19 protein-coding genes, 1 tRNA gene and 1 pseudogene are annotated in these 20,883 nt (G+C 57.5%); 11 read left to right on the top strand and 10 right to left on the bottom strand.

Annotated features, from left to right (window positions below; genetic code table 11):
• Positions 1–95 precede the first annotated feature (95 nt).
• Entirely contained in the window at positions 96–2,660 is a 2,565-nt protein-coding gene (gene leuS, locus ACRRQW_RS20515) for a leucine--tRNA ligase (protein WP_438483495.1), read from the bottom strand.
• Positions 2,661–2,861: 201 nt separating this feature from the next.
• Between leuS and ACRRQW_RS20510 the strand changes: the two genes are divergently transcribed.
• From ACRRQW_RS20510 to mdoH, 5 genes are read left to right on the top strand one after another with little or no spacing between them, the layout of a single operon-like run.
• Entirely contained in the window at positions 2,862–3,449 is a 588-nt protein-coding gene (locus ACRRQW_RS20510; protein WP_438483494.1) for a riboflavin synthase, read from the top strand.
• A 3-nt stretch (positions 3,450–3,452) separates the two neighbouring features.
• Complete coding sequence (locus tag ACRRQW_RS20505; RefSeq protein WP_438483493.1) at positions 3,453–4,421, top strand: uracil-DNA glycosylase; 969 nt, start codon at positions 3,453–3,455, stop codon at positions 4,419–4,421.
• The gene (locus tag ACRRQW_RS20500) at positions 4,418–5,935 is read left to right on the top strand and encodes a glucan biosynthesis protein (RefSeq protein ID WP_438483492.1); all 1,518 of its coding nucleotides are present in this window, start codon (positions 4,418–4,420) and stop codon (positions 5,933–5,935) included. Before ACRRQW_RS20505 ends, ACRRQW_RS20500 begins: the two co-directional genes overlap by 4 nt.
• Positions 5,932–6,498: a hypothetical protein gene (locus tag ACRRQW_RS20495; RefSeq protein WP_438483491.1), complete on the top strand. Its 567-nt coding sequence runs from the start codon at positions 5,932–5,934 to the stop codon at positions 6,496–6,498. The genes ACRRQW_RS20500 and ACRRQW_RS20495 overlap by 4 nt, the downstream gene beginning before the upstream one ends.
• Before the next feature lie 2 nt (positions 6,499–6,500).
• Entirely contained in the window at positions 6,501–8,651 is a 2,151-nt protein-coding gene (mdoH, locus tag ACRRQW_RS20490; protein ID WP_438483490.1) for a glucans biosynthesis glucosyltransferase MdoH, read from the top strand.
• 45 nt (positions 8,652–8,696) lie between these two features.
• On the opposite strand, the gene ACRRQW_RS20485 is transcribed toward mdoH, so the two are convergent.
• The gene (locus tag ACRRQW_RS20485) at positions 8,697–9,320 is read right to left on the bottom strand and encodes a DUF1573 domain-containing protein (protein WP_438483489.1); all 624 of its coding nucleotides are present in this window, start codon (positions 9,318–9,320) and stop codon (positions 8,697–8,699) included.
• Positions 9,321–9,414: 94 nt separating this feature from the next.
• Entirely contained in the window at positions 9,415–9,774 is a 360-nt protein-coding gene (locus tag ACRRQW_RS20480) for an Hpt domain-containing protein (RefSeq protein WP_438483488.1), read from the bottom strand.
• A gap of 135 nt (positions 9,775–9,909) precedes the next feature.
• Between ACRRQW_RS20480 and metK the strand changes: the two genes are divergently transcribed.
• From metK to ACRRQW_RS20465, 3 genes are all read left to right on the top strand, one after another.
• The gene (metK, locus tag ACRRQW_RS20475) at positions 9,910–11,088 is read left to right on the top strand and encodes a methionine adenosyltransferase (protein ID WP_438483487.1); all 1,179 of its coding nucleotides are present in this window, start codon (positions 9,910–9,912) and stop codon (positions 11,086–11,088) included.
• A gap of 16 nt (positions 11,089–11,104) precedes the next feature.
• Positions 11,105–12,535: an adenosylhomocysteinase gene (gene ahcY / locus ACRRQW_RS20470; protein ID WP_438483486.1), complete on the top strand. Its 1,431-nt coding sequence runs from the start codon at positions 11,105–11,107 to the stop codon at positions 12,533–12,535.
• A 75-nt stretch (positions 12,536–12,610) separates the two neighbouring features.
• Complete coding sequence (locus ACRRQW_RS20465) at positions 12,611–12,973, top strand: cupin domain-containing protein (protein ID WP_438483485.1); 363 nt, start codon at positions 12,611–12,613, stop codon at positions 12,971–12,973.
• Positions 12,974–13,008: 35 nt separating this feature from the next.
• Here ACRRQW_RS20465 and ACRRQW_RS20460 read toward each other — a convergent pair whose 3' ends face one another.
• The gene (locus ACRRQW_RS20460) at positions 13,009–13,818 is read right to left on the bottom strand and encodes an ABC transporter ATP-binding protein (protein ID WP_438483484.1); all 810 of its coding nucleotides are present in this window, start codon (positions 13,816–13,818) and stop codon (positions 13,009–13,011) included.
• Positions 13,819–13,906: 88 nt separating this feature from the next.
• Here ACRRQW_RS20460 and ACRRQW_RS20455 point away from each other — a divergent pair, with 88 nt between their 5' ends.
• Positions 13,907–15,109: a metal-dependent hydrolase family protein gene (locus tag ACRRQW_RS20455; protein ID WP_438483483.1), complete on the top strand. Its 1,203-nt coding sequence runs from the start codon at positions 13,907–13,909 to the stop codon at positions 15,107–15,109.
• Positions 15,110–15,175: 66 nt separating this feature from the next.
• Here the strand turns inward: ACRRQW_RS20455 and ACRRQW_RS20450 are convergent.
• The 3 genes and pseudogenes from ACRRQW_RS20450 to hpt all read right to left on the bottom strand — a co-directional run.
• A pseudogene (locus ACRRQW_RS20450) lies at positions 15,176–15,337 on the bottom strand (GIY-YIG nuclease family protein); the annotation flags it as partial.
• 181 nt (positions 15,338–15,518) lie between these two features.
• A tRNA-Ser gene (locus ACRRQW_RS20445) sits at positions 15,519–15,608 on the bottom strand.
• Between the two features lie 57 nt (positions 15,609–15,665).
• Positions 15,666–16,229 carry a hypoxanthine phosphoribosyltransferase gene (gene hpt, locus ACRRQW_RS20440; RefSeq protein ID WP_438483482.1) on the bottom strand — a complete coding sequence of 188 codons (564 nt, stop codon included), beginning with the start codon at positions 16,227–16,229 and terminating at the stop codon, positions 15,666–15,668.
• A gap of 152 nt (positions 16,230–16,381) precedes the next feature.
• Between hpt and ACRRQW_RS20435 the strand changes: the two genes are divergently transcribed.
• Both ACRRQW_RS20435 and ACRRQW_RS20430 read left to right on the top strand, forming a co-directional pair.
• On the top strand, positions 16,382–17,455 hold the full coding sequence (locus ACRRQW_RS20435) for an ABC transporter ATP-binding protein (protein WP_438483481.1): 1,074 nt from the start codon (positions 16,382–16,384) through the stop codon (positions 17,453–17,455).
• Between the two features lie 9 nt (positions 17,456–17,464).
• Entirely contained in the window at positions 17,465–19,099 is a 1,635-nt protein-coding gene (locus tag ACRRQW_RS20430) for an ABC transporter substrate-binding protein (RefSeq protein WP_438483480.1), read from the top strand.
• On the opposite strand, the gene ACRRQW_RS20425 is transcribed toward ACRRQW_RS20430, so the two are convergent.
• From ACRRQW_RS20425 to lptE, 3 genes are all read right to left on the bottom strand, one after another.
• A complete protein-coding gene (locus ACRRQW_RS20425; RefSeq protein WP_438483479.1) occupies positions 19,096–19,551 on the bottom strand; it encodes a GNAT family N-acetyltransferase in 456 nt (151 codons plus the stop codon). The genes ACRRQW_RS20430 and ACRRQW_RS20425 overlap by 4 nt on opposite strands.
• Before the next feature lie 4 nt (positions 19,552–19,555).
• Complete coding sequence (gene rpe / locus ACRRQW_RS20420; RefSeq protein ID WP_438483478.1) at positions 19,556–20,218, bottom strand: ribulose-phosphate 3-epimerase; 663 nt, start codon at positions 20,216–20,218, stop codon at positions 19,556–19,558.
• 75 nt (positions 20,219–20,293) lie between these two features.
• Complete coding sequence (gene lptE / locus ACRRQW_RS20415; RefSeq protein WP_438483477.1) at positions 20,294–20,845, bottom strand: LPS assembly lipoprotein LptE; 552 nt, start codon at positions 20,843–20,845, stop codon at positions 20,294–20,296.
• Between the last annotated feature and the right edge of the window lie 38 nt (positions 20,846–20,883).

Raw genomic sequence — 20,883 nt, 5'->3', positions numbered from 1 at the left:
TGGTTAATTGCAACGGAGCGGCAACCCAACGAAAAGAATAGGGAATAAACCCTAGTTCAAGGCTTTTTCTCGTTACCTAGATAATTACGGAAATTTCAAACAATCAGGTTAATGAGGCGATTTTTTACGTAAACGCTTCGTTTGAGCGGCTTATCTGCCAAATAGGGCAGAATTTTTGCATTTGTGGAGGCTAATGCGAGGATTTCTGCGTCCGTTGCGTCGACCCCTACGGTGAGCTCGCCCCGATGTTTGCCGTTAACCTGGATAACGATCTTCAGCGAGGTGGCGACGAGTTTGGCCGCATCGTAGGTAGGCCACCCGGCAGCCATGACCGAGCCGGTTTCACCCGTGCGTGCCCAGAGCTCTTCGCAAATATGGGGAGCGAACGGCGCGAGAAGCCGCAGTAAATCGCGCACCGTGGCCCGCGGGAGAGCAGGTTCTTTTTGCAGCGCATTGAGCAAAATCATCATTTGTGAAATGGCGGTGTTGAAGCGCATGCCTTCGATGTCTTCGCCGACTTTCTTGATGGTCTCGTGCAGGACTTTTTCTGCATCGGCAGAGAGCGTCGCAGTGTCGGAGATGCGCGGGTTGACCGCGCCTTCTTCGGTGATGCACTCGCGCCAGACTTTGCGGAGAAAGCGATAGACGCCCTCAATGCCTTGCGGATTCCACGGCTTCATCGCTTCGAGCGGCCCGAGGAACATCAGATACAAGCGCAATGCATCCGCGCCGTAGCTTGCGATGATATCGTCAGGGTTCACGACGTTGCCGCGACTCTTCGACATCTTCACGCCGTCTTCGCCGAGAATGATGCCTTGGTGAAACAGCTTCTTAAACGGCTCGCTCTGCGGCACGACGCCGAGATCGAACAGCACCTTGTGCCAGAAACGCGCGTAGAGGAGATGCAACACGGCGTGCTCGGCGCCGCCGACGTAGAGATCGGGAACGTCCCAGTATTTCAGCGCCTCGTTCGAGGCCAGCGCATCGGGATTACGGGGATCGAGATAACGCAGGTAATACCAGCACGAGCCGGCCCATTGCGGCATGGTGTTCGTCTCGCGGCGAGCGCGCACCCACGCGTCGCCTGCGGGTTTCGCTTCCGTCGCGGGCACCGATGCACCGCTCTCGGCGTTGAGCCAGATTTCGAGCCATGCAGTTTCGTTGGCGAGCGGGCTTTCGCCGTTGCCGCTAGGCAAATACGATTGCACGTCGGGTAATACGAGCGGGAGCGCTGCGTCAGGAATCGGCAACGCGTATTGCGTGATGCCGTTCTCGATGAACGTCACGGGGGACACCGGTAAATCCCGGCGGAATTTTGCCGCCCGCGCGTAATCTTCCTTGCTCACCCACGCGATCGGGAACGGTTCGCCCCAATAGCGTTGGCGCGAGAACAACCAGTCGCGGAGTTTGTAATTAATCGTGCCTTTGCCCACGCCGCGCGCGGCGAGGTCGGCGGTGATTTTCTTTTTCGCTTCAGGCCAGGAAAGACCGTCGTAACCGGGGGAGTTAATGACTTTGCCGTCGCCGGTGTAAGGGAGCGTCTCGTCGCCCGTTTCGCCCGCGATGACGCGCGGAGTCGGGAGCTGGTAAAGTTGGGCAAACTCCCAATCGCGTTCGTCGTGCGCGGGCACGGCCATGATCGCGCCGGTGCCGTAGCCCATGAGCACGTAATCGGCGATCCAGATGGGCACGCGCGCGCCGTTGATCGGATTGATCGCGTAGCTGCCGGAAAACACGCCGCTCTTGTCTTTCGCGAGATCGGTGCGCTCAAGGTCGCTCTTGCTCGCGGCTTTTTTGCGGTAGGTTTCGACGGCGTCGCGTTGCTCGGGAAGGGTCAGCGAATTCACGAGCGGGTGCTCAGGCGCGATCACCATATACGTGCAACCAAACAGCGTGTCCGGACGCGTCGTGAAAATCTTCAAGTCACCGAGTCCGGCGGTTTCGAGTTTGAACGTGACTTCCGCGCCTTCGCTGCGGCCGATCCACGCTTCTTGCATGCGTTTCGTCGAGTCAGGCCAGTCGACGTCTTTGAGGCCGTCGATCAACTGCTCGGCGTAGGCCGTGATGCGCAGCACCCATTGACGCAGATTGCGCCGCTCGACGGGGAAACCGCCGACTTCGGATTTACCGTCGACGACTTCTTCGTTCGCGAGAACGGTGCGCAATTCCGGGCACCACCAGACGGGACGCTCATCGACGTAGGCCAAGCCTTTTTTAAAGAGCTGGAGAAAAATCCACTGCGTCCAGCGGAAATATTTCGGGTCGGTCGTATCGACTTCGCGATCCCAGTCGTAGGAAAAGCCCAGCGCTTTGATCTGCCGGCGGAAATTTGTGATGTTGTTCTGCGTGTTCGTCGCCGGGTGCGTGCCGGTTTTGACCGCGTGTTGTTCAGCGGGCAGGCCGAACGCGTCCCAGCCGATCGGATGCAGCACATTGAAACCGCGGGCGCGCTTGTAGCGGGCGAGAATATCGGTGGCCGTGTAGCCCTCGGGGTGACCGATGTGCAACCCTGCGCCCGAAGGGTAGGGAAACATGTCGAGCACGTAGTATTTGGGCAGCGTGGAATTATTTTCCGCGCGGAAAGCCTTGGTGTTTTCCCAGAAAGATTGCCAATGCGGTTCAATCTGGAGAAAGTCGTAGTCTTTGCTGTTAGTGGCCATCGATATAAGACCCTCCACATTGAGACATAACCGCGCACCGTCCATCTCAATTCCCCGCGTTCATCCGCAGGGGCTTAGGTTATTTCGGGCCGTCCTCGGAACTCATTCGAACGGAATCGGACAAACCGCACCAGGAAGCGGGCTGTGTGGCATTTCCGAGGGTGATTTGACCCGGATCCCAGTCTGAATTTTTAAGCGATTATGTTTACAGGAATTGTCGAAGAAACCGGTCGGGTCTCTGCATTTGTCCAAATGGGCAATGCATGGAAACTCCACATCGCCGCAAAGGTCGTTTCGTCGGACGTGGCACTGGGCGATAGTGTTTCAGTCAACGGCTGCTGCCTAACGGTGACGCAATTCGATGCGGAAAACCTGTGGTTCGATGTGCTGGAGGAGACGCGCCGCCTCACGAATTTCTCGCAACTCGCGGTGGGCTCCAAAGTGAATTTGGAGCGAAGCGTCCGCGCTGACACGCGGATGGGCGGGCATTTTGTGACGGGTCACGTCGATCTGATGGGGCGCGTGGTGGTATTCGAGAAACGCGGGAATGATTTTTATCTGCGCGTGAAGGCGCCGGGCGGATTTGCCCGCTACCTCGTTTACAAGGGATGCATCGCGATCGACGGGATCTCGCTGACCGTCGCGGAAGTGCAGGGCGATGAATTCGCCGTCTGGCTGATTCCGCACACGCTTGAAGTCACGAATTTGCAGGACAAAAAAGCAGGTGATGCGGTGAACTTGGAATTCGACCTGCTTGCGAAGTATGTCGAAAAATTGACTGCAAAATAACCTGTGGCCACGCGCGAACAACTTATTGCTCTCACTGACGAACTGCGCCGCCTCAAAGCAGGCGGTCAGCGCACGGTGAGCGTGACCGAGGAAAGCTTGGCGGAATTACGCGTCGTGGTGAGCGAATTTCAGGACGATTTTGAGGATGCGCCCGACGAAGTGCGGCCTGCCGCAGCTGCGTTTGCACCCGCCGAGCGTCCGCTAAAAGCTGAAGAGCCGGCCGCGAAAGCTCCGGCGATTTTTGCGGAGCGCCGAGTGCCGGTGGCGACTCCGGCTTCGGTTCGCGTGGGTGCGCCGATTCCCACGAAAGCTCCGGTCGTTGTGCTCCCAGAAGGTGACAAGGCCACGCGTTGGGCGGCGCTACGCGACCTGGTTTTGAATGACCCGGTGTGCAAGGAACACGTTCGTCCGGGCAAAAAAGTGGTGCTCGGAGTGGGGAGTTTGGACGCGCAGATTTTCTTCTGTGGCGAAGCCCCGGGAGCAGACGAGGAAATAGTCGGTGAACCTTTTGTCGGCGCTGCGGGTCAGTTGCTGACGAAAATGATTCAAGGCATGGGACTGAAACGCGAACAGGTTTACATCGGCAACATCATGAACTGGCGCCCCGAAATGGCATTGGCCGGCGGCGGTGTCCAAATCGGCAACCGACCACCGACACCGGAAGAGATGAATTATTGCCTGCCGTATTTACGGGCGCAGCTCGAGATTGTGAAGCCGACGCTGATTGTCGCACTCGGAAAAACTGCCGCCGAGGGATTGCTGGGCTTGGGCACAGTGCCGACGCTGGGGGCGGTGCGCGGACGCTGGAAGGAGTTCGACGGCATACCGCTCATGGTGACGTATCACCCGTCCTACATCTTGCGCAATCAGAGCAACAGTTCCAAACGCGCGATCTGGGAGGACTTGCTCCAAGTGATGGAGAAAGCCGCGCTGCCGATCTCCGAGAAACAAAAAAACTTTTTCCGTTCATGATAAAACACTGGCGCATCTTTTTCGCTTTGAGCTTGGCGACGGCTTCACGGCTTTCCCTTGGGGCGTCGGAAAAATTCGATTTTGAAATCCTGCGTTTCCGCGCCAAGTCGCTTTCAGAAAAACCTTATGTGGTGAAGCCGGTGACGGTGCCGTCGTGGCTGCAGAAATACACTTACGACCAGCATCGTGAAATCCGTTTCGATCCACGGCATGCAACGTGGCTGGGCTTAAATTTGCCGTTTCATCTCCAGTATTTCCATCCGGGAGGCGGCTTCACCAATACGGTTCAGATCAATGAACTCGTCGGCAAAGACGCGACGCACGTGGATTTTTCGACCAAGCTTTTTTCTTACGGCACGGGTAAAACCGGGCGCGTGCCCACGGATATTGGGTTCGCGGGATTTCGCGTCCACTCGCAGCTTAATTCGAAAGAATATTACGACGAACTCGTCGCGTTTCTCGGGGCGAGTTATTTTCGCGCGCTTGGGGTGGGCCAGCACTACGGAATCTCCGCGCGCGGCCTCGCGGTGAATTCCGGCGAGCCGGGCGGCGAGGAGTTTCCAGCGTTTCAGGAATTTTGGGTGGAGCGCCCCGATGCAAATGCCAAAAGCCTCACGATCTACGCATTGCTCGACAGTCAAAGTATGGCGGGGGCGTATCAGTTCACCATCATCCCCGGCCCGAGCACCGTGATGCACGTAAAGGCCGTCGTGTTTTGTCGGAAGAATCCCAAGGTGATCGGCTTGGCTCCGCTGACGAGTATGTATGCCCACGGCGAGAATACGAATTGGTCGCGCAACGATTACCGTCCCGAGGTGCACGATTCCGACGGATTGCTTGTCGAGAACGGCGCCGGCGAATGGATCTGGCGGCCGCTCGATAATCCTAAGAGCGTTCGCTTGTCATCGTTCGTGGATAAAAATCCCCGCGGCTTCGGATTGATGCAGCGTGATCGCGACTTCGGACACTACGAAGACTTGGAAGCGTTTTATCACAAACGTCCGAGCGTGTGGGTTGAGCCGGTCGGCGAGTGGGGCCAGGGCGTCGTGCGTTTGGTCGAAATTCCGACCACGGATGAGTTTAGCGATAACATCGTTGCGTTTTGGGTGCCGGAGAAATTGCCAGAGCCGGGCGAGCCGATCGAATTTGAATATCGGTTGCATTGGATGATCGACCCCGAGAAACGTCCGCCGGCGGGCTTTGTGGCATCTACACGCACGGCGACAATCGACGGAAAGGAAAATAAGGAAGTGCGCCGTATCGTGATCGAATTTGAAGGTCCGGCCTTGAAATCGCTGCCCGAAAACGCCGCGGTTCAAGCCGTGGTAAACATCGGCAAAGGCGCCAAGCAGCAAGGTTCGACCGTGGTGCATAAAAATAGCATCACCGGCGCGTGGCGGGTCATTTTCGAAGTAAAACCTGAGTTATTGGGGCGTGACGTGGAACTCCGTTGCTTCCTGCGTAAAGACCAGCATGTGCTCTCTGAAACATGGAGCTATCTTTGGAATCCTTGAATTCCTTCCGCCCGCGCACCGGCACGCTTGACCAGTGGAACGCGGCCTACGTTCGCGTGGAAGATTATCTCCGCGCGCACCGGCTGCATAATCGCCTGCACCAGAGTCGGCTCTTGCAACGCATCCTGGTCGCCGCCGCGCAGCGTCATGAACAGCAACCCGCGGCCGATCCCGTCACGCTCGCGGTCGAGGAAGCGGATCGGTTAATGGACGGATGGTTCAGCGATTTGCTGGACGAAAAAGAACTTTCGCATGATCGAATCGCGGCTGAAGGACGCGTTGCCCTGTTGCTCTCGGATGGCACGCAGCGCTGGCCATTTGCATTTTTGGACGAACAAAACACGCCGGCAGAATTCAAGGACGCGATGAAGCGCAGCTCCATTCAAGCCGGGCCGGACCTGGCGATTTCCAGCATGGTGCCGCGTGAAATCGATCTCGGCGTAATCACGGAAGCTGCGGGCCAGGTGCTCGCGAGCATGGATAAACTGCCGATCCTCCGCGTCGTGTTATTGTGGGGCGTGTTTGTCACTACCCTGGCGTTGGTGTTTCTCGCGACACGTTGACCATGGCGTCTTTTTTCACTGTCGAGAAATTGGATCGCAGTCGCATCGGGCGCCGGCGCATCACGTTTTCCACCCTCACGTTTTTGCTCACAAGTCTCGCGACATGGTTCATGGCCGACTTGCTGTGGCGTGGCGGCATGTCGGAAGTCGAGTGGGTGGTGCTGGTATTGTTCGTGATTCTTTTCGCCAATATCGCCGCAGGTTTTAGCACTGCGCTGCTCGGACTTTATGTGATTAATCGCGGCGGCGATCCGTATCGCATTTCGAAATCAATCGACGGCGAAGAAATCGCCACGCTGCCGCTCGCGTCGACGGCGATCGTGATGCCCGTGTTCAACGAAGATCCCAGTCGCGTGTTCGAAGGCCTGCGCGTGATCTATCGTTCGCTGCAAACGTCAGGGCGCTTGGAAAATTTCGACTTCTTCATCCTCAGTGATTCGAACAATCCGAATAATTGGATTCAGGAGGAGGTCGCGTGGGTCGAACTCTGCAAACAGCTCAACGGTTTCGGGCGAATTTTTTATCGCAAGCGTCGCATCTCGATTAACAAAAAGAGCGGCAACGTCGCGGACTTTCTCCGTCGTTGGGGACGCAAATACCGTTACATGGCGGTGCTGGATGCCGACAGCATCATGACCGGCGAATCGCTGATCAAGATGGTCGCGATGATGGAGCGGAATTCGAAGGTCGGCATTTTGCAGACGGCGCCGCGCGTGGTGAATGGCGTGACGCTTTATTCGCGCCTGCAGCAATTTTCGAATCGTCTCTACAGTCCGTTGTTTCTCGCCGGTTTGAATTATTGGCATCAGGGAGAAAGTAATTTCTGGGGACACAACGCAGTCATTCGTGTCGCGCCGTTTATCGATCATTGTTGTTTGCCGGAGTTGCCGGGCCGCGAACCGTTTGGGGGAAGAATTTTAAGTCACGATTTCGTCGAGGCTGCCTTGATGCGGCGCGCAGGCTGGGGCGTGTGGCTCGCTTACGATCTCGAAGGAAGTTACGAGGAAGGCCCGCCGACTTTGATCGATAGTGCCAAGCGCGACCGACGTTGGTGTCAGGGTAACATGCAACATAGTTGGCTGTTGGCAGAGCGCGGATTTCACCCGGTGAACCGCGTGCATTTGCTGATGGGCATTATGGGCTATGTGTCCTCGCCGCTTTGGATGTTGTTTTTGATGATCAGTAGCATTCACACGTTCCGCGAGGTCGCGAGTGGCGCGTATGCGAATCACCCGCCGGCGAGTTACATCAATATTTGGGGTTACAGCGTGGAATTGCCGGAGGCGTTTGCGCTGTTTTTATTCACACTGCTGCTTTTGTTTCTCCCGAAAATTATCAGCGTAGGCTTGGAAATTAAGAACAAGCGTGCGGCGCTTTACGGCGGGTCGTGGCGGCTGATGTTAAGCGCGGTGTTGGAGATTATCACGTCCGCGCTGCTCGCGCCGATTAACATGATGTTCAACACGAAATTCGTGCTCTACATTTTGCTCGGCCAAGGCGTGGCGTGGGTGACACAGAAACGGCAGGCGAGCGATGACACCGACTGGCGCGAGGCAATCATCACGCACGCGGGCCAGATGGCGTTTGGTCTCGTGTGGGGCATCTCTGCCTTGATTCTCGTGCCGAAGTTTTTTTGGTGGCTGAGCCCGGTGTTACTCGGCCTGGTGCTCGCCGCGCCGATTTCGATTTTCTTGGGCAAGGCGAGCTTTGGCCGTCGTGCCAAAGAACTCGGGCTTTTTCTGACCCCGGATGAAACCCAGCCGCCAGCGGAGCTTATTCGTTTGGAGCGTCATATGGAGCAGTGCTACCGGCACATGCAGCCGATTTCGCGGCTACAAAATGACTATGGGCTGCTGCAGGCCGTGTTGGATCCGTATGTGAATGCCGTGCACGTGTCGCTGCTTCGCCAGCGCGAAGGCAATCACGCGGTGCGTTCTTATTTTCTAGAGTTACGCCGCCGCCTTTTGTCGGAGGGACCGGCTGAACTGACGCATCGCGAGAAGATGGCGCTGCTGCTCGATGCGGAGTCGATGATTTGGCTGCACGAACAATTGTGGAAGCAGCCCTCGGAGCAGTTGTCGGATTGGTGGCGTCTAGCGATGCGCCAATACAACGTGCTCACGGCCACCCCGGTCACTGCGCTGTATCGTTAAGCAAAATTTCGGGATGAATCCGCGAGGCGCGCGGAGCGTAACGAATTACTGAACGATTGCGTAAGCGCTCACGATGAGATCGCGGCCAGATTTTTCGCGACCGAAAATCCTGATCGCCGCACTGGCGCGCTGGGCTGTGCTGACCGGCTTCACGTGCAGACGGTAATGTTTGTTCGGCTCCACAATTTCCAAGCGCACTTCGAATGACGGGTTGGTGGCCTTGGCGTCGGCAAAATGGATTTCGAGTCCTGACGCTGGTTTCAGTTCGATGATTTTCTCCGCATTTTCGGCACTGACTCTCCAACTCACGTTACGTGGTTCGATTGAGGTAATCTCAGGCACTTCGATCCGAACGAGCAAGCGCACGGGCTCCGGGGATTCATCGGTCACGACAGCGATGCCGCGCTCGGTGAGTCCGGCGCGTTCGCCAACCCGGTAGTTGGCTTTGATGACGCCGCCGGTTCCCGGCGCGTAGATTTTTTGATCGGCAGATGCCTCTAGGCAGTCGCAGTTGGTTTGGACGTCGAGAATGGTAACCGCTTTCGAGCTGTTATTGCGGAACTCGAACAGCACTTCCTGTTTGGCCTGAAATGGCACGGTCGTGAACGTCAGCGTTTTCACTTGCCAGTCCAACGCGAAACTCTGAGCCGCGAAGACGGCGAAGAGCATCGATGCGAATGACGTTTTGCTTAGACGGTTCATTAAACTGCGATCAAGCGAACGAGAGAGAGGGAGATATAGCCGAGGGCAACTCGGCAAGGATTCACGCCTGATTAGCGATTTGCACAAGCGCTGCGCTCACGCGCGCATATTCTTCTTTGAATGCCGGCACCAAACTGGCGGCAGCTTCGAGGTTGGCCGTTTTGGCGTGGCTCTCGATTTCGAGCGCCATCTTCACGAACGTGCGGGCACCGAAGTTTGCCGAGCTGCCTTTGATCGTGTGCGCAGCCCGCAGGAGCGTGTTCGCGTCCTTATTTGCCAGGGAAGTCTCTACTTCCGCAATTCGAGCCGGAGTATCCTGAAGATAAATATCGATCAGCTCCTTCATAAAGCCGGTATCATCAGGGCTGAGCGAACGCAGAGCTTCTATCGCCTGTGGGTCGATGACAGTAGGGTCGGCCATGTGAGCTTCTTGATTAGCACTTGAATGCATTAGGGAAAGACAATCCTGTGCCGTGCTTAGTTAACATATCATGAAATCCAGATACGATGATAATCTGCTTGCTGGAAGACTTGCGGCGCTCTTTTCTCAGCGCCTATGGCTAATTCTTTCGTCTTCTCTTCCGAATCAGTGGGTGAAGGTCATCCGGACAAAGTCGCGGATTTGATCTCTGACAGCGTTCTCGACGCTTGCTTGGCTCAGGATAAATCCAGCCGCGTGGCGTGTGAAACCATGGTTAAGTCCAACATGGTCATCCTCGCCGGTGAAATCACCACGAATGCGAAGCTCAATTACGAGTCCATCGTCCGCGAGGCGATCCGTCACATCGGTTACACGAACGGCGACGACGTTTTCCACGCCGACCAGGTTTTCATCAACAACTACCTCACGAAGCAATCCTCTGACATCGCGCAGGGCGTCGATGCCAAGAAAGCCAAGGGCAAGAAGACCGCCGAGCAGGGTGCCGGCGACCAAGGCATCATGTTCGGCTACGCGTGCAATGAGACCCCTGAGCTCATGCCGACCCCGATCATGTTTGCCCACCGTCTTGGCCGCGAGCTGACGGCCATCCGCAAATCCGGCAAAGCGCCGTGGCTCCGTCCGGATGCGAAGTCCCAAGTCTCTGTCCGTTACGAAAACGACAAGCCCGTCGAAGTCGTCAACGTGGTCATTTCCACGCAGCACACCGCTGACGTCGAACACGCCACGATCGAAAAATATATCATCGAAAACGTCATCAAGAAAGTGATCCCGGCCAGCATGCTGACCGCGAAGACCGAATACTTGATCAACCCGACCGGCCGTTTCGTCATCGGTGGGCCGCAAGGTGATTCCGGCCTCACGGGCCGCAAGATCATCGTCGACACTTACGGCGGCTGGGGCCGTCACGGTGGTGGCGCGTTCTCGGGCAAAGATCCGTCCAAGGTCGACCGTTCTGCCGCCTACATGGGCCGCTGGGTCGCCAAGAACATCGTTGCCGCCGGTCTCGCGACGCACACCGAAATCCAATTCGCCTACGCCATCGGCCACCCGCAACCGGTCTCGGTTCGCGTGGAAACCTTCGGCACCTCGAAGATCGGTATCTCCGACGAGCAAATCACCGAAGCCGTGAAGAAAGTATTCAGCTTCAAACCCGCTGACATCACCAAGCAGCTCAACCTTCTCCGTCCGATCTATCGCGAGACGACCAATTACGGTCACTTCGGTAAGAATGGTTTGCCGTGGGAAAAAACCAACAAGGCCGCCGCGCTCCGCGCTGCGATCAAGAACGCTTAACTCTCTCTAAACTATCATGGCTAAAGCCAAAAAGTCCGCGTCCTCAAAACAGGACTACCACGTCAAAGACATCAGCCTCGCCGGTTGGGGTCGGAAAGAAATTTCCGTCGCCGAGCACGAGATGCCGGGCCTCATGTCCGTCCGCAAAAAATTCGGTGCGAAGAAACCCCTGAAGGGCGTTCGCATCACCGGCTCGTTGCACATGACGATCCAGACCGCCGTCTTGATCGAGACGCTCGTCGAACTCGGCGCCTCCGTGCGTTGGGCGTCGTGCAACATTTTCTCGACGCAAGACCACGCCGCGTCCGCGATCGCGGCGACTGGCGTGCCGGTCTTCGCCTGGAAAGGCGAGACGCTCGAAGAATATTGGGATCTCACGTGGCGCGCGCTCGTTCACCCGAACGGCACCGGCCCGCAACTCGTCGTCGATGACGGTGGCGATGTCACGCTGCTCATTCACAAAGGCTACGAGATGGAGCAGGGCAGCGATTGGGTGAACACCGCTTCCGGTTCGCACGAAGAGCAGGTCATCAAAAACCTCCTCAAGAAAGTCGCCAAGTCCCACAAGGGCATCTTCGCCGCGATGGTGAAGGAATGGCGCGGCGTTTCCGAAGAGACGACGACCGGCGTGCACCGCCTCTATCAATTGCACGAACAGGGCAAACTGCTCGTTCCTGCGATCAACGTGAACGATTCCGTCACGAAGTCGAAGTTCGACAATCTCTATGGTTGCCGCGAATCGCTCGGCGACGGCCTCAAGCGCGCCACCGACGTCATGATCGCCGGCAAGGTTGCTTGCGTGTGCGGTTACGGCGACGTCGGCAAGGGCTCGGCGTTTTCGCTCAAGGGCTTTGGCGCTCGCGTCATTGTCACCGAAATCGATCCGATCAACGCGCTCCAAGCCGCGATGGAAGGTTTCGAAGTCAACACGCTCGAGTCCACGCTCGGCACCGCTGACATTTACGTCACCACCACCGGCAACAAGGACATCATCACGCTTGAGCACATGCGCAAGATGAAGGACCAGGCCATCGTGTGTAACATCGGTCACTTCGATAACGAAATCCAAGTTGAGAAGCTGAACGCCTCCGACGCCAAGCGCGTGACGATCAAGCCGCAATACGACATGTATACGTTCCCGAAAGGTAACAGCATCTACATGCTCGCGGAAGGTCGCCTCGTGAACCTCGGTTGCGCCACTGGCCACCCGTCGTTCGTCATGTCGAACAGCTTCACGAACCAGACGCTCGCTCAGCTCGATCTCTGGAAGAACAAGGATACTTACCAAGTTGGCGTCTATCGCCTGCCCAAGTATCTCGACGAAGAAGTCGCCCGTCTCCACTTGGAGAAGATCGGCGTGAAACTCACGAAGCTCACCAAAGCGCAGGCCGAATACCTCGGCGTGCCCGTCGAAGGTCCCTACAAGCCCGAGCACTACCGCTACTAAATTTTCAAAGCCGCGAAGCAATTCGCGGCTTTTTTTTTGCTCTGCAACCAGCTCGCACCCGAACAAAATAATCCCATGGCAAAACTCATCGCAAAACCCACGGTCATCGAAGCTGCCGGTAACAAACCGAAACTCATCGAAGAATTCTTCGGCCACGTGAATAGCGGAACCGCGTCCACCAGCATTGCGCGCATGCGCAGTCCGGGCGGCTGGGTCGAACCCGGCCAGACCCCGGAGTTCGACGAATACACGGTCGTGCTCAAAGGCGAACTACAGGTGAAAACCCAACTGGAAACGATCAACGTCAAAGCCGGCCAAGGCATTCACACGCCGAAGGGCGAGTGGGTTCAATACAGCACCCCGCACGCAGAAGGCGCCGAATACATCGCCGTGTGCCTGCCGGCATTTGCGCCGTCTACTGTCCATCGCGACGCATGAGGTAGGGCCTGATCTCCGGGCAGGCCTTCATACGTTCAACCCGCGACGATGTCGTAATTCTGCCCGTGTCGCACGACCCGCAATTTCGCCCCGAATAAATCCGAGAGCGATGCCGACGTCAGGTGCTTTTGCTTCGGCCCGTCGGCGACGATGCGACCTGATTTTATCAAGATCACGCGTTCGATTTCGGGAATCAGATCGGCGATTTGATGGGTGACCACGATCAGACTTTTTCCCGATTGCGCGAGCTTGCGCAGCACGAGCAGAAATTCGTTCACTGCGCCGGGATCGAGGCTCGCGGTCGCTTCATCCAAAATCATCGCCTCGGGATCGTGCACCAGTGCGCGACCAATCATGATGCGGCGCTGTTCGCCGGAAGACATCTCCGCCATCGAACGATTGGCGAGATGCGTGACTTCCAGATAACGCAGTAATTCTTTCGCGCGACGTTCATGCGCCGTCGTCGGACGATGGTGCGGCCAGAGACCGAGACTATTAAAAAATCCGGACAGCACCATTTCGCGGCCGGTCACGACGCGCGTCGTGATTTCGTGTGAGAGGTGCGAAAGCATATCGAGCGTCACGATGCCGATGCGCTCGCGCACATCGTCGAGCGACCACGTCTCTCGACCAAATAATTCGAAGCGCCACTTCCGAACGCCGGTGTGCGGGTAAAGTTCACCCGTGATCAGCTTTACTAGAGTCGATTTGCCGGAGCCGTTCGGGCCGAGGAGGGCGACATGTTCGCCGCGCCGCATTTGCAGCGTGAAGCCGCGCAGCACGTTTTTTTCGCCGCGGGCAACGGTTACATTTTCGAAGTCGAGGAGCAGTTCCGAATCGGGCATCGCGGCATTGAGATTGTTGAAGCGTAGCGGTGCAATCCTGCGCTGGTTCGGTTCTTGCTGGATAAAGGGAAATTTCGAGACTTACCGCATGCGCTTTCTCGTCACACTTTGCTTGTTGGTTTCAGTTTCGCACGCGGAGTCGGCTGGCTATTTGCTAAAACCCGCTCGCGTATTTGATGGCGAGAACATGCACGCGGATTGGGCGGTCGTGGTGCGCGGCGATAAAATCGAGCAAGTAGGCGCATTGGCGGACTTGATAACCGAGGGAGTTGAAACGGTTGAGTTGCTCGGGCTCACATTGTTGCCGGGTTTGATTGAAGCGCATTCGCATGTGTTGCTGCATCCTTACAACGAGACGCCGTGGAATGATCAGGTTGCGCGGGAATCGGAGGCGTTGCGCGTGGCACGAGCGACGAATCATCTTCGCGCAACGCTGATGTCGGGTTACACGACGATTCGTGATCTCGGCACCGAGGGCGCGGGCTGGGCCGATGTCGGCCTTAAGCAAGCGGTCGCTCAGGGAATTCTCGTCGGCCCGCGGATGATCATCACGACCAAAGCGCTCGTCGCGACCGGCAGCTACGGCCCGAAAGGCTACGCCGCCGAATGGACCGTGCCGCAAGGTGCGGTGGAAGTGGATGGCCACGATGCGTTGATTAAAGAAGTGCGCAGCCAGATTGGCCACGGCGCGGATTGGATTAAAGTTTACGCGGATTATCGCTGGGGCCCGAACGGCGAAGCCCAGCCGACGTTTTCATTGGAAGAACTTAAGCTCATCGTCGAAACCGCGCGCAGCAGCGGACGGCCAGTCGCGGCGCATGCCGTCACACCCGAAGGTATGCGTCGCGCGACATTGGCAGGGGTCAAATCCATCGAACATGGCACCAACGGCACGTTGGAAGTCTTCAAATTGATGAAGGAGCAGGGCGTGACTTGGTTTCCGACGCTGGCCGTTTCGGGCGCGCGACCCGGCGCGAAGGAATCATTCGCGGCCGCCGTTGCCGCTGGGGTGACGATCGGCGCGGGTAGCGATGTCGGTGTTTTTCCGCACGGACAAAGCGTTTTGGAACTTCAGCAACTCGTGCGTTTCGGCATGAAGCCCGCTGATGCGGTGCGGGCGGCGACCGCGGTCAATGCGGGCGTGCTTTTGATGGAGGAAAAAATCGGTCGCGTAAAACCCAGCCTCTGGGCTGACCTCATCGCCGTCGAAGGTGATCCCACTCAGGACATCGACGCGCTTTGGCAGGTGAAATTGGTGATGAAAGGTGGGGTAATTTTTAAGCGCCCTTGAGCGGTAGCGACTCCAGTTTCGACCAAGCCTTTTGTTGGCAAACGCATGTCCCGATCCTGACTTCAGGTAGTTCTCAAAAGCGAGGGCCTGCGCTTTACTGGAGAACGCGCAGTAAGTGGATACTTGCCATGGGCGATGCGCGGCGGTGCTCAGATTTTTGCCGCTGTTGTGGTCGTTGAGTCTCTGAGGCAGGTCTGTGGTATATCCGACGTAGCGCTGGCCTTTGATCCCGGTGCTTTAGATTAAGTAAACGTAGTGCATGACTGCGATTCCGATAATGATAACGCGAGCCGGCGCTGCTTCGCTAAAGCTTCGCAGGGTATCCTTCGCTGCAACATACGCACTGCGAGCGGAAAATATCACGCGCTCTACAACTGGCCGTGCCATCCGAAGCTCGTCGAGCGAAGGATGGCGGAGGGGAGAGGATTCGAACCTCCGGTAAGATTTCTCCTACGCATCTTTAGCAAAGATGTGCCTTAAACCACTCGGCCACCCCTCCAAACAGGATTGGCAAGAAAAAGCCCGCGCCGGTTCAGTGCAAGGTATTTTCCTCCGCTCAGGAGGCGTAATATTTGGGCTTCAACACGCCGATGCAGGGCAGGTGGCGGTAGCGTTCGTTGAAATCGAGGCCGTAACCGACGACGAACTCATTGGGGATCTCAAATCCGACGTAATCTGCCTCGAAAGGCACGGCCCGGCGGGCTTTTTTATCAAGTAAGACGCAGGTGCGCACCGAAGCGGCGCCCTTGGCTTTAAGCATGCCAGCGACGGCGGCGAGGGTTTTGCCGGTGTCGAGGATGTCATCGACGAGGAGCACACTTTGGCCGCGCACATCGAGTTTCATTTGGTCGACAATGCGCGGTTCGCCCACGGCTTTGGTGCCAGTGTGGTAACTGGAGGCGCGCAAACAGTCCAAGCGAAGCGGCCCGGTGAGATTGCGCAAGAGATCAGCCGTGAAAATTAGAGCCCCGTTAACGATGGCGACGACCATCAGGTCTTTCTTGGCGTAGTCCTTGTTGATTTTGTGACCGAGCGCGACGATGCGGCGTTTGATCGCGAGGGGCGTCACGAGCACGTGATCGAGATGTTTCAGTTCCGGTGCGGGCTTGGGGGCGGGCATGCGCTGATAAGAAGCCAACGCCGAGGCATGGCAATCTGTTACAAAGCGTCCGACGGGGTTTATTTTTTTGACTTACCGGAAGCCCGCCGGTTGCCTCGCCGAGAACGAGCGTTCGACCGCACCACACACTGCGAACACCGGGCCACGACCTCATGATTTCCATCCAGGTTAAGCAACTGACCAAACAATTCGGTAGCGTAGTCGCGCTCCACGGGCTCGACCTGACCATCAATCCCGGCGAACTCTTTTTTCTCCTCGGCCCGAGCGGTTGCGGCAAGACGACGCTCCTGCGCAGCCTCGCCGGTTTCTACATTCCTGAGAAAGGGCAGATTCTTTTTGGCAACGAAGACGTCACGCGCCTCGAACCGCACAAGCGGAATACGGGCATGATGTTTCAAAGCTACGCGCTCTGGCCGCACATGACGGTCGCACAAAACGTGGCGTTCGGTCTCGAAGAGCGCAAAGTGCCGGCGGCGGAGATTAAAAAACGCGTCGGTGACGCGCTCGCGTCGGTGCGCATGGATGTCTACGCCGACCGCAAACCCAACCAGCTTTCCGGCGGCCAGCAGCAACGCGTGGCGTTGGCGCGCGCATTGGTAATTCGTCCACGCTGCTTGTTGCTCGACGAACCGCTTTCCAATCTCGACGCGAAACTCCGACTTGAGATGCGCACGGAAATCCGTCGCGTGTGTAAGGAGTTTCAACTGACGACCGTTTACGTCACGCACGATCAGAAGGAGGCGCTATCCATCGCCGATCGCATGGCGATTCTCGATCACGGGCACATTCTTCAAGTCGGCACGCCGCGCGAAGTTTACAAACGTCCGACGCGCAAGATCGTGGCGAACTTCATTGGCGAAACCGATTTCCTCCCCGGCAAGGTGCTCGGCATCGTGGGCAACCACGTGACGGTGGAAACTGCGGTCGGAAAATTCGACGGCGTGTTTGGAGACCCGACGTGCATTCCGGCGGTGGGGGCCGAGGTAACGGTTTCGATTCGCCCCGAGTGTTGGGAACTCCATCGCAACCCTGAGGCGCGTAATGTAGTGCGCGGACGCATCGGCGAATCGATTTACCTCGGCGAAGTCGCGCAGTATGAATTTATCACGGGCAACGGTGCCAAATTGAAAATCTTCGAACGTAATCCGCGTTTCGTTGACGGGGCTACGCGCGGCGAACTCTACGCGACGGTCGAACCGGAAGATGTCGTGGTGTTGGTTGGATAAGCTGCACGCATGAAACGCGCGCTCATCATTCTCGCGCTGGTGGCGATTGTCGGACTGCCTTTTGTGTTTCGCAAAAAGCAGGTGACGATCCGCAATGCCGACGAAACACTGGTCGTCATTACGCCGCACAACGAAGCGCTGCGTCATGAATACACGCACGGCTTTCGCGAGTGGTATCGCGCAAAGACCGGGAAAACCATCGCGCTCGACTGGCGTGTCATCGGCGGCACGAGCGAGATCACGCGCTTCCTCGAGTCGGAATACGTGTCGGCGTTTCAAAATTATTGGACGCGCACGCTGAATCGTCCATGGAGCATCGAAGTGCAGGCGGCGTTTCATAATCCGCGCCTGACGCCTGACGACACCCCGGCGGACGACACGCCCGAGATGGCGGCGCGCCGCGCGTTTCTGGAATCCAAGATCAGTTGCGGCATCGATATCTTTTTCGGCGGTGGTAGTTTCGATTTCATTCGTCAGGCGAATGCAGGCCGGCTCGTCGATTCCGGCATCATGAAGCTGCATCCCGAGTGGTTTAAGGATGATGTCATTCCGCAGTCGTTTACGGGCGAACCTTACTGGGACAAACAAGGGCGTTGGGTCGGCGATGTGTTGAGCAGCTACGGCATGATCTACAACCGTGACGCGCTCGCGCGAATCGGCATCACGTCAGAGCCGCGCTCGTGGGACGATTTGGAGAATCCGAAACTGCAGGGCGAAGTCGCGCTGTGTGATCCGACGAAGAGCAGTTCAATCGCGAAGGCGTTCGAAAACGTCATTCAGCAACACATTTATCGCCAGTGGGCGCGCCTCGAACGTGAGACCGGAAAAGAGCGGAAGGGCCTCGAGAAAGACGCCGTCGCCGCCGGTTGGGCAAGTGGCTTACAACTCCTCCAAAAAGCCGGAGCCAACGCGCGCTACTTCACCGACACCTCGCAAAAACCGCCAATCGACGTCATCCAGGGCAACTCCGCAATCGGCATGTGCATCGATTTCTACGGGCGCGGCAGTTACCAGAATACTGCACTGCGGCTTGATGGCTCGCACGGGCGCGTAGGTTACTATTCGCCGCCGGACGGCACCGTGCTTTCGCCCGATCCTATTGCGGTGATGCGGGGCTCGCCTAACCCGAGTGCAGCGCTCGCGTTCATGGAATACGCGTTGTCGATGGACGGACAAAAACTCTGGAATTTTAAAACCGGCACACCGGGTGGGACGGATCGTTACGAACTGCGTCGTCTGCCGATTCGCCGCGACTTCTACACGTCAGACTTTGCTCAATATCGCTCCGATCCCGATGTGAATCCTTACGAAGGCACGAATCCGCTGGTTTACAATGGAGCGTGGACAGGCGGTATTTTCCGCGAAATGGCTTTCGTGATTCGCGTGATGTGCCTCGATACGCACACGGAACTCGTCGAGGCGTGGCGGGCGATCATCAAGGCCGGTATGCCCGCCGATGCGATCGCGGTGATGAGCGACATGTCAGCAGTTTCGTATGAGGAAATGAACGGTCGCATCAAGCAGGCGCTGAACTCGAAAAACAAAGTCGACGAAATCCGTCTGGCCAACTCGCTCGCGAATCAATTCCGCCTGCAATACGTGAAAGCCGCCGAAATGGCGCGCGCTACACAGAAAGCGGATTAACGAGGAAACGGCTGCTCAGGCGCGTAAGCGTTGATCAGCCGGAGCACCATGTAGCTCTCGTGATTCTCGATCGGCTTGAAGCCGAACTGTGCGTAGAGCCCGTGGGCGTCACGCGTGCGGAGATTCCACGTGCGCAAGCCTTGCAGACGGGGATGTTGGAGCGTGAAAGTCATCATCGCTTTCGAGAGGCCTTGCTTGCGATGCGCTTCGAGCACGTAGACATCACACAGGTAGGCGTAGGTGGCATAATCGCTGATGACGCGGATGAGCGCGACCTGTGCGCCGGACTGATCGTAAGCGCCGATGCAGAGAGAATTTTCCAGCGCGCGTCGCACGGTTTCCAGCGGGATGTTTTCGCTCCAATAAGAACTGCTGAGATAACCATGAACCGCCGCGGGCTGGAGTCGCGCGGCGTCGTCGGAAACTAAATAACTGCCGCAGCGAATTTCCATGGCTTCACGGAAGTTGGGCAATGGTTTTCGCGAACGTGATTTTATCGGCGGCGCGAAAAAAAGAAGTGCCCGCGACAAAAGTGTCGGCGCCCGCGGACCGACATTCCAACGCACTTGCGAGATCGATGCCGCCATCCACTTCGAGGCGGAATTTCAGGCCGCGCTCGCGGCGCCATTGGTCGACCTGTTGCAATTTTGGCAGCATGTCGCGCCGGAAGGGCTGGCCGCCGAAACCGGGTTGCACGGTCATGACGAGCACGAGGTCGACGCAGTCCAACAGGCTTTCGATGGCCGCGGCGGGCGTGCCGGGATTGAGCACGATGCCGCACTGGCAACCGAGTTCGCGGATGCGAGCGAGCGTGCGACGGTGATCGTAGTTCGGCTCGATGTGGACGCTGAGCAGATTGGCGCCGGCTTTGGCGAACGGTTCGATAAACGCGTCAGGGTTTTCGACCATCAAGTGCGTATCGAAAAACTGAGTTGCTCCGGCGCGTCGCAGCGCCGCGGGCACTTCGGGACCGAACGTCAAGTTGGGCACGAAATGGCCGTCCATGATGTCGATGTGGAGCCACGGCGCGCCGGAGTTGGCGGCGACGAGTGCGCTGGCACCGAGGTTGGCGTGGTCGCCGGCGAGAAGAGACGGAGCGAGGATGGCGGGAAGCGACATTTCGCTTTCCATGGAGCACGCGTGGCGGCGTCAGCTCAACCTTGTTTTAACACGCGCGGGTAACGCGTGTTGAATTCACCACGTGTCGAGAACGGCGTGAACGGTTTCTTTCGCGAGCTGCTCGGCGAGCAGCGGCATTGCTTGATATTCGGATGGCACGAGGCCGCTGTCGGTAAACACGCCGCGTTTGGCGAGAAGCGGGCGTTGCAGGAAGTAATCTTTCTTCGTGCGATTGTCCGTGAGCGTGGCCTGCGCACGGAGTGAAACGTCGAAGCGGCGCGCAAGTCCGGTGTCGTCCGAGCGGGCGACCGCGATGGCACGGTCGTAGCCGATCAGCGAAATGTGCAGCGTGGCATCGGCGCTATCGGGTGAGTCGACTAATTTGACGCGGCTGTCGCGAATAATAGCTTCACGCAGTTGCGTGGTGACAAGCACCTGAGCCTGCGGAATCAGCGCCTCGCTCTTAACCGGCGCGATAAACAGGGTGGAGAACTGCGGCGTGCTGCCGGTGCCGAGTTGATAGCCGGCGCAACCGCTCAACGCGAAGCAAAGTGCGATGCACAACCCCATCAGACCCATCGTGCGGGCGGCAGCGCGTTTTTCGGAAACGGGGCGAGCGGGAATCATGGCAACAGGGCGGGGCAACGCTCGCGGCAAACTTTGGC

The organism is Oleiharenicola lentus (assembly GCF_051660365.1).
Taxonomy (GTDB): domain Bacteria; phylum Verrucomicrobiota; class Verrucomicrobiia; order Opitutales; family Opitutaceae; genus Lacunisphaera; species Lacunisphaera lenta_A.
Note: the sequence above shows the minus strand (reverse complement) of the source record. Positions and strands in the feature narration are given on the sequence as shown.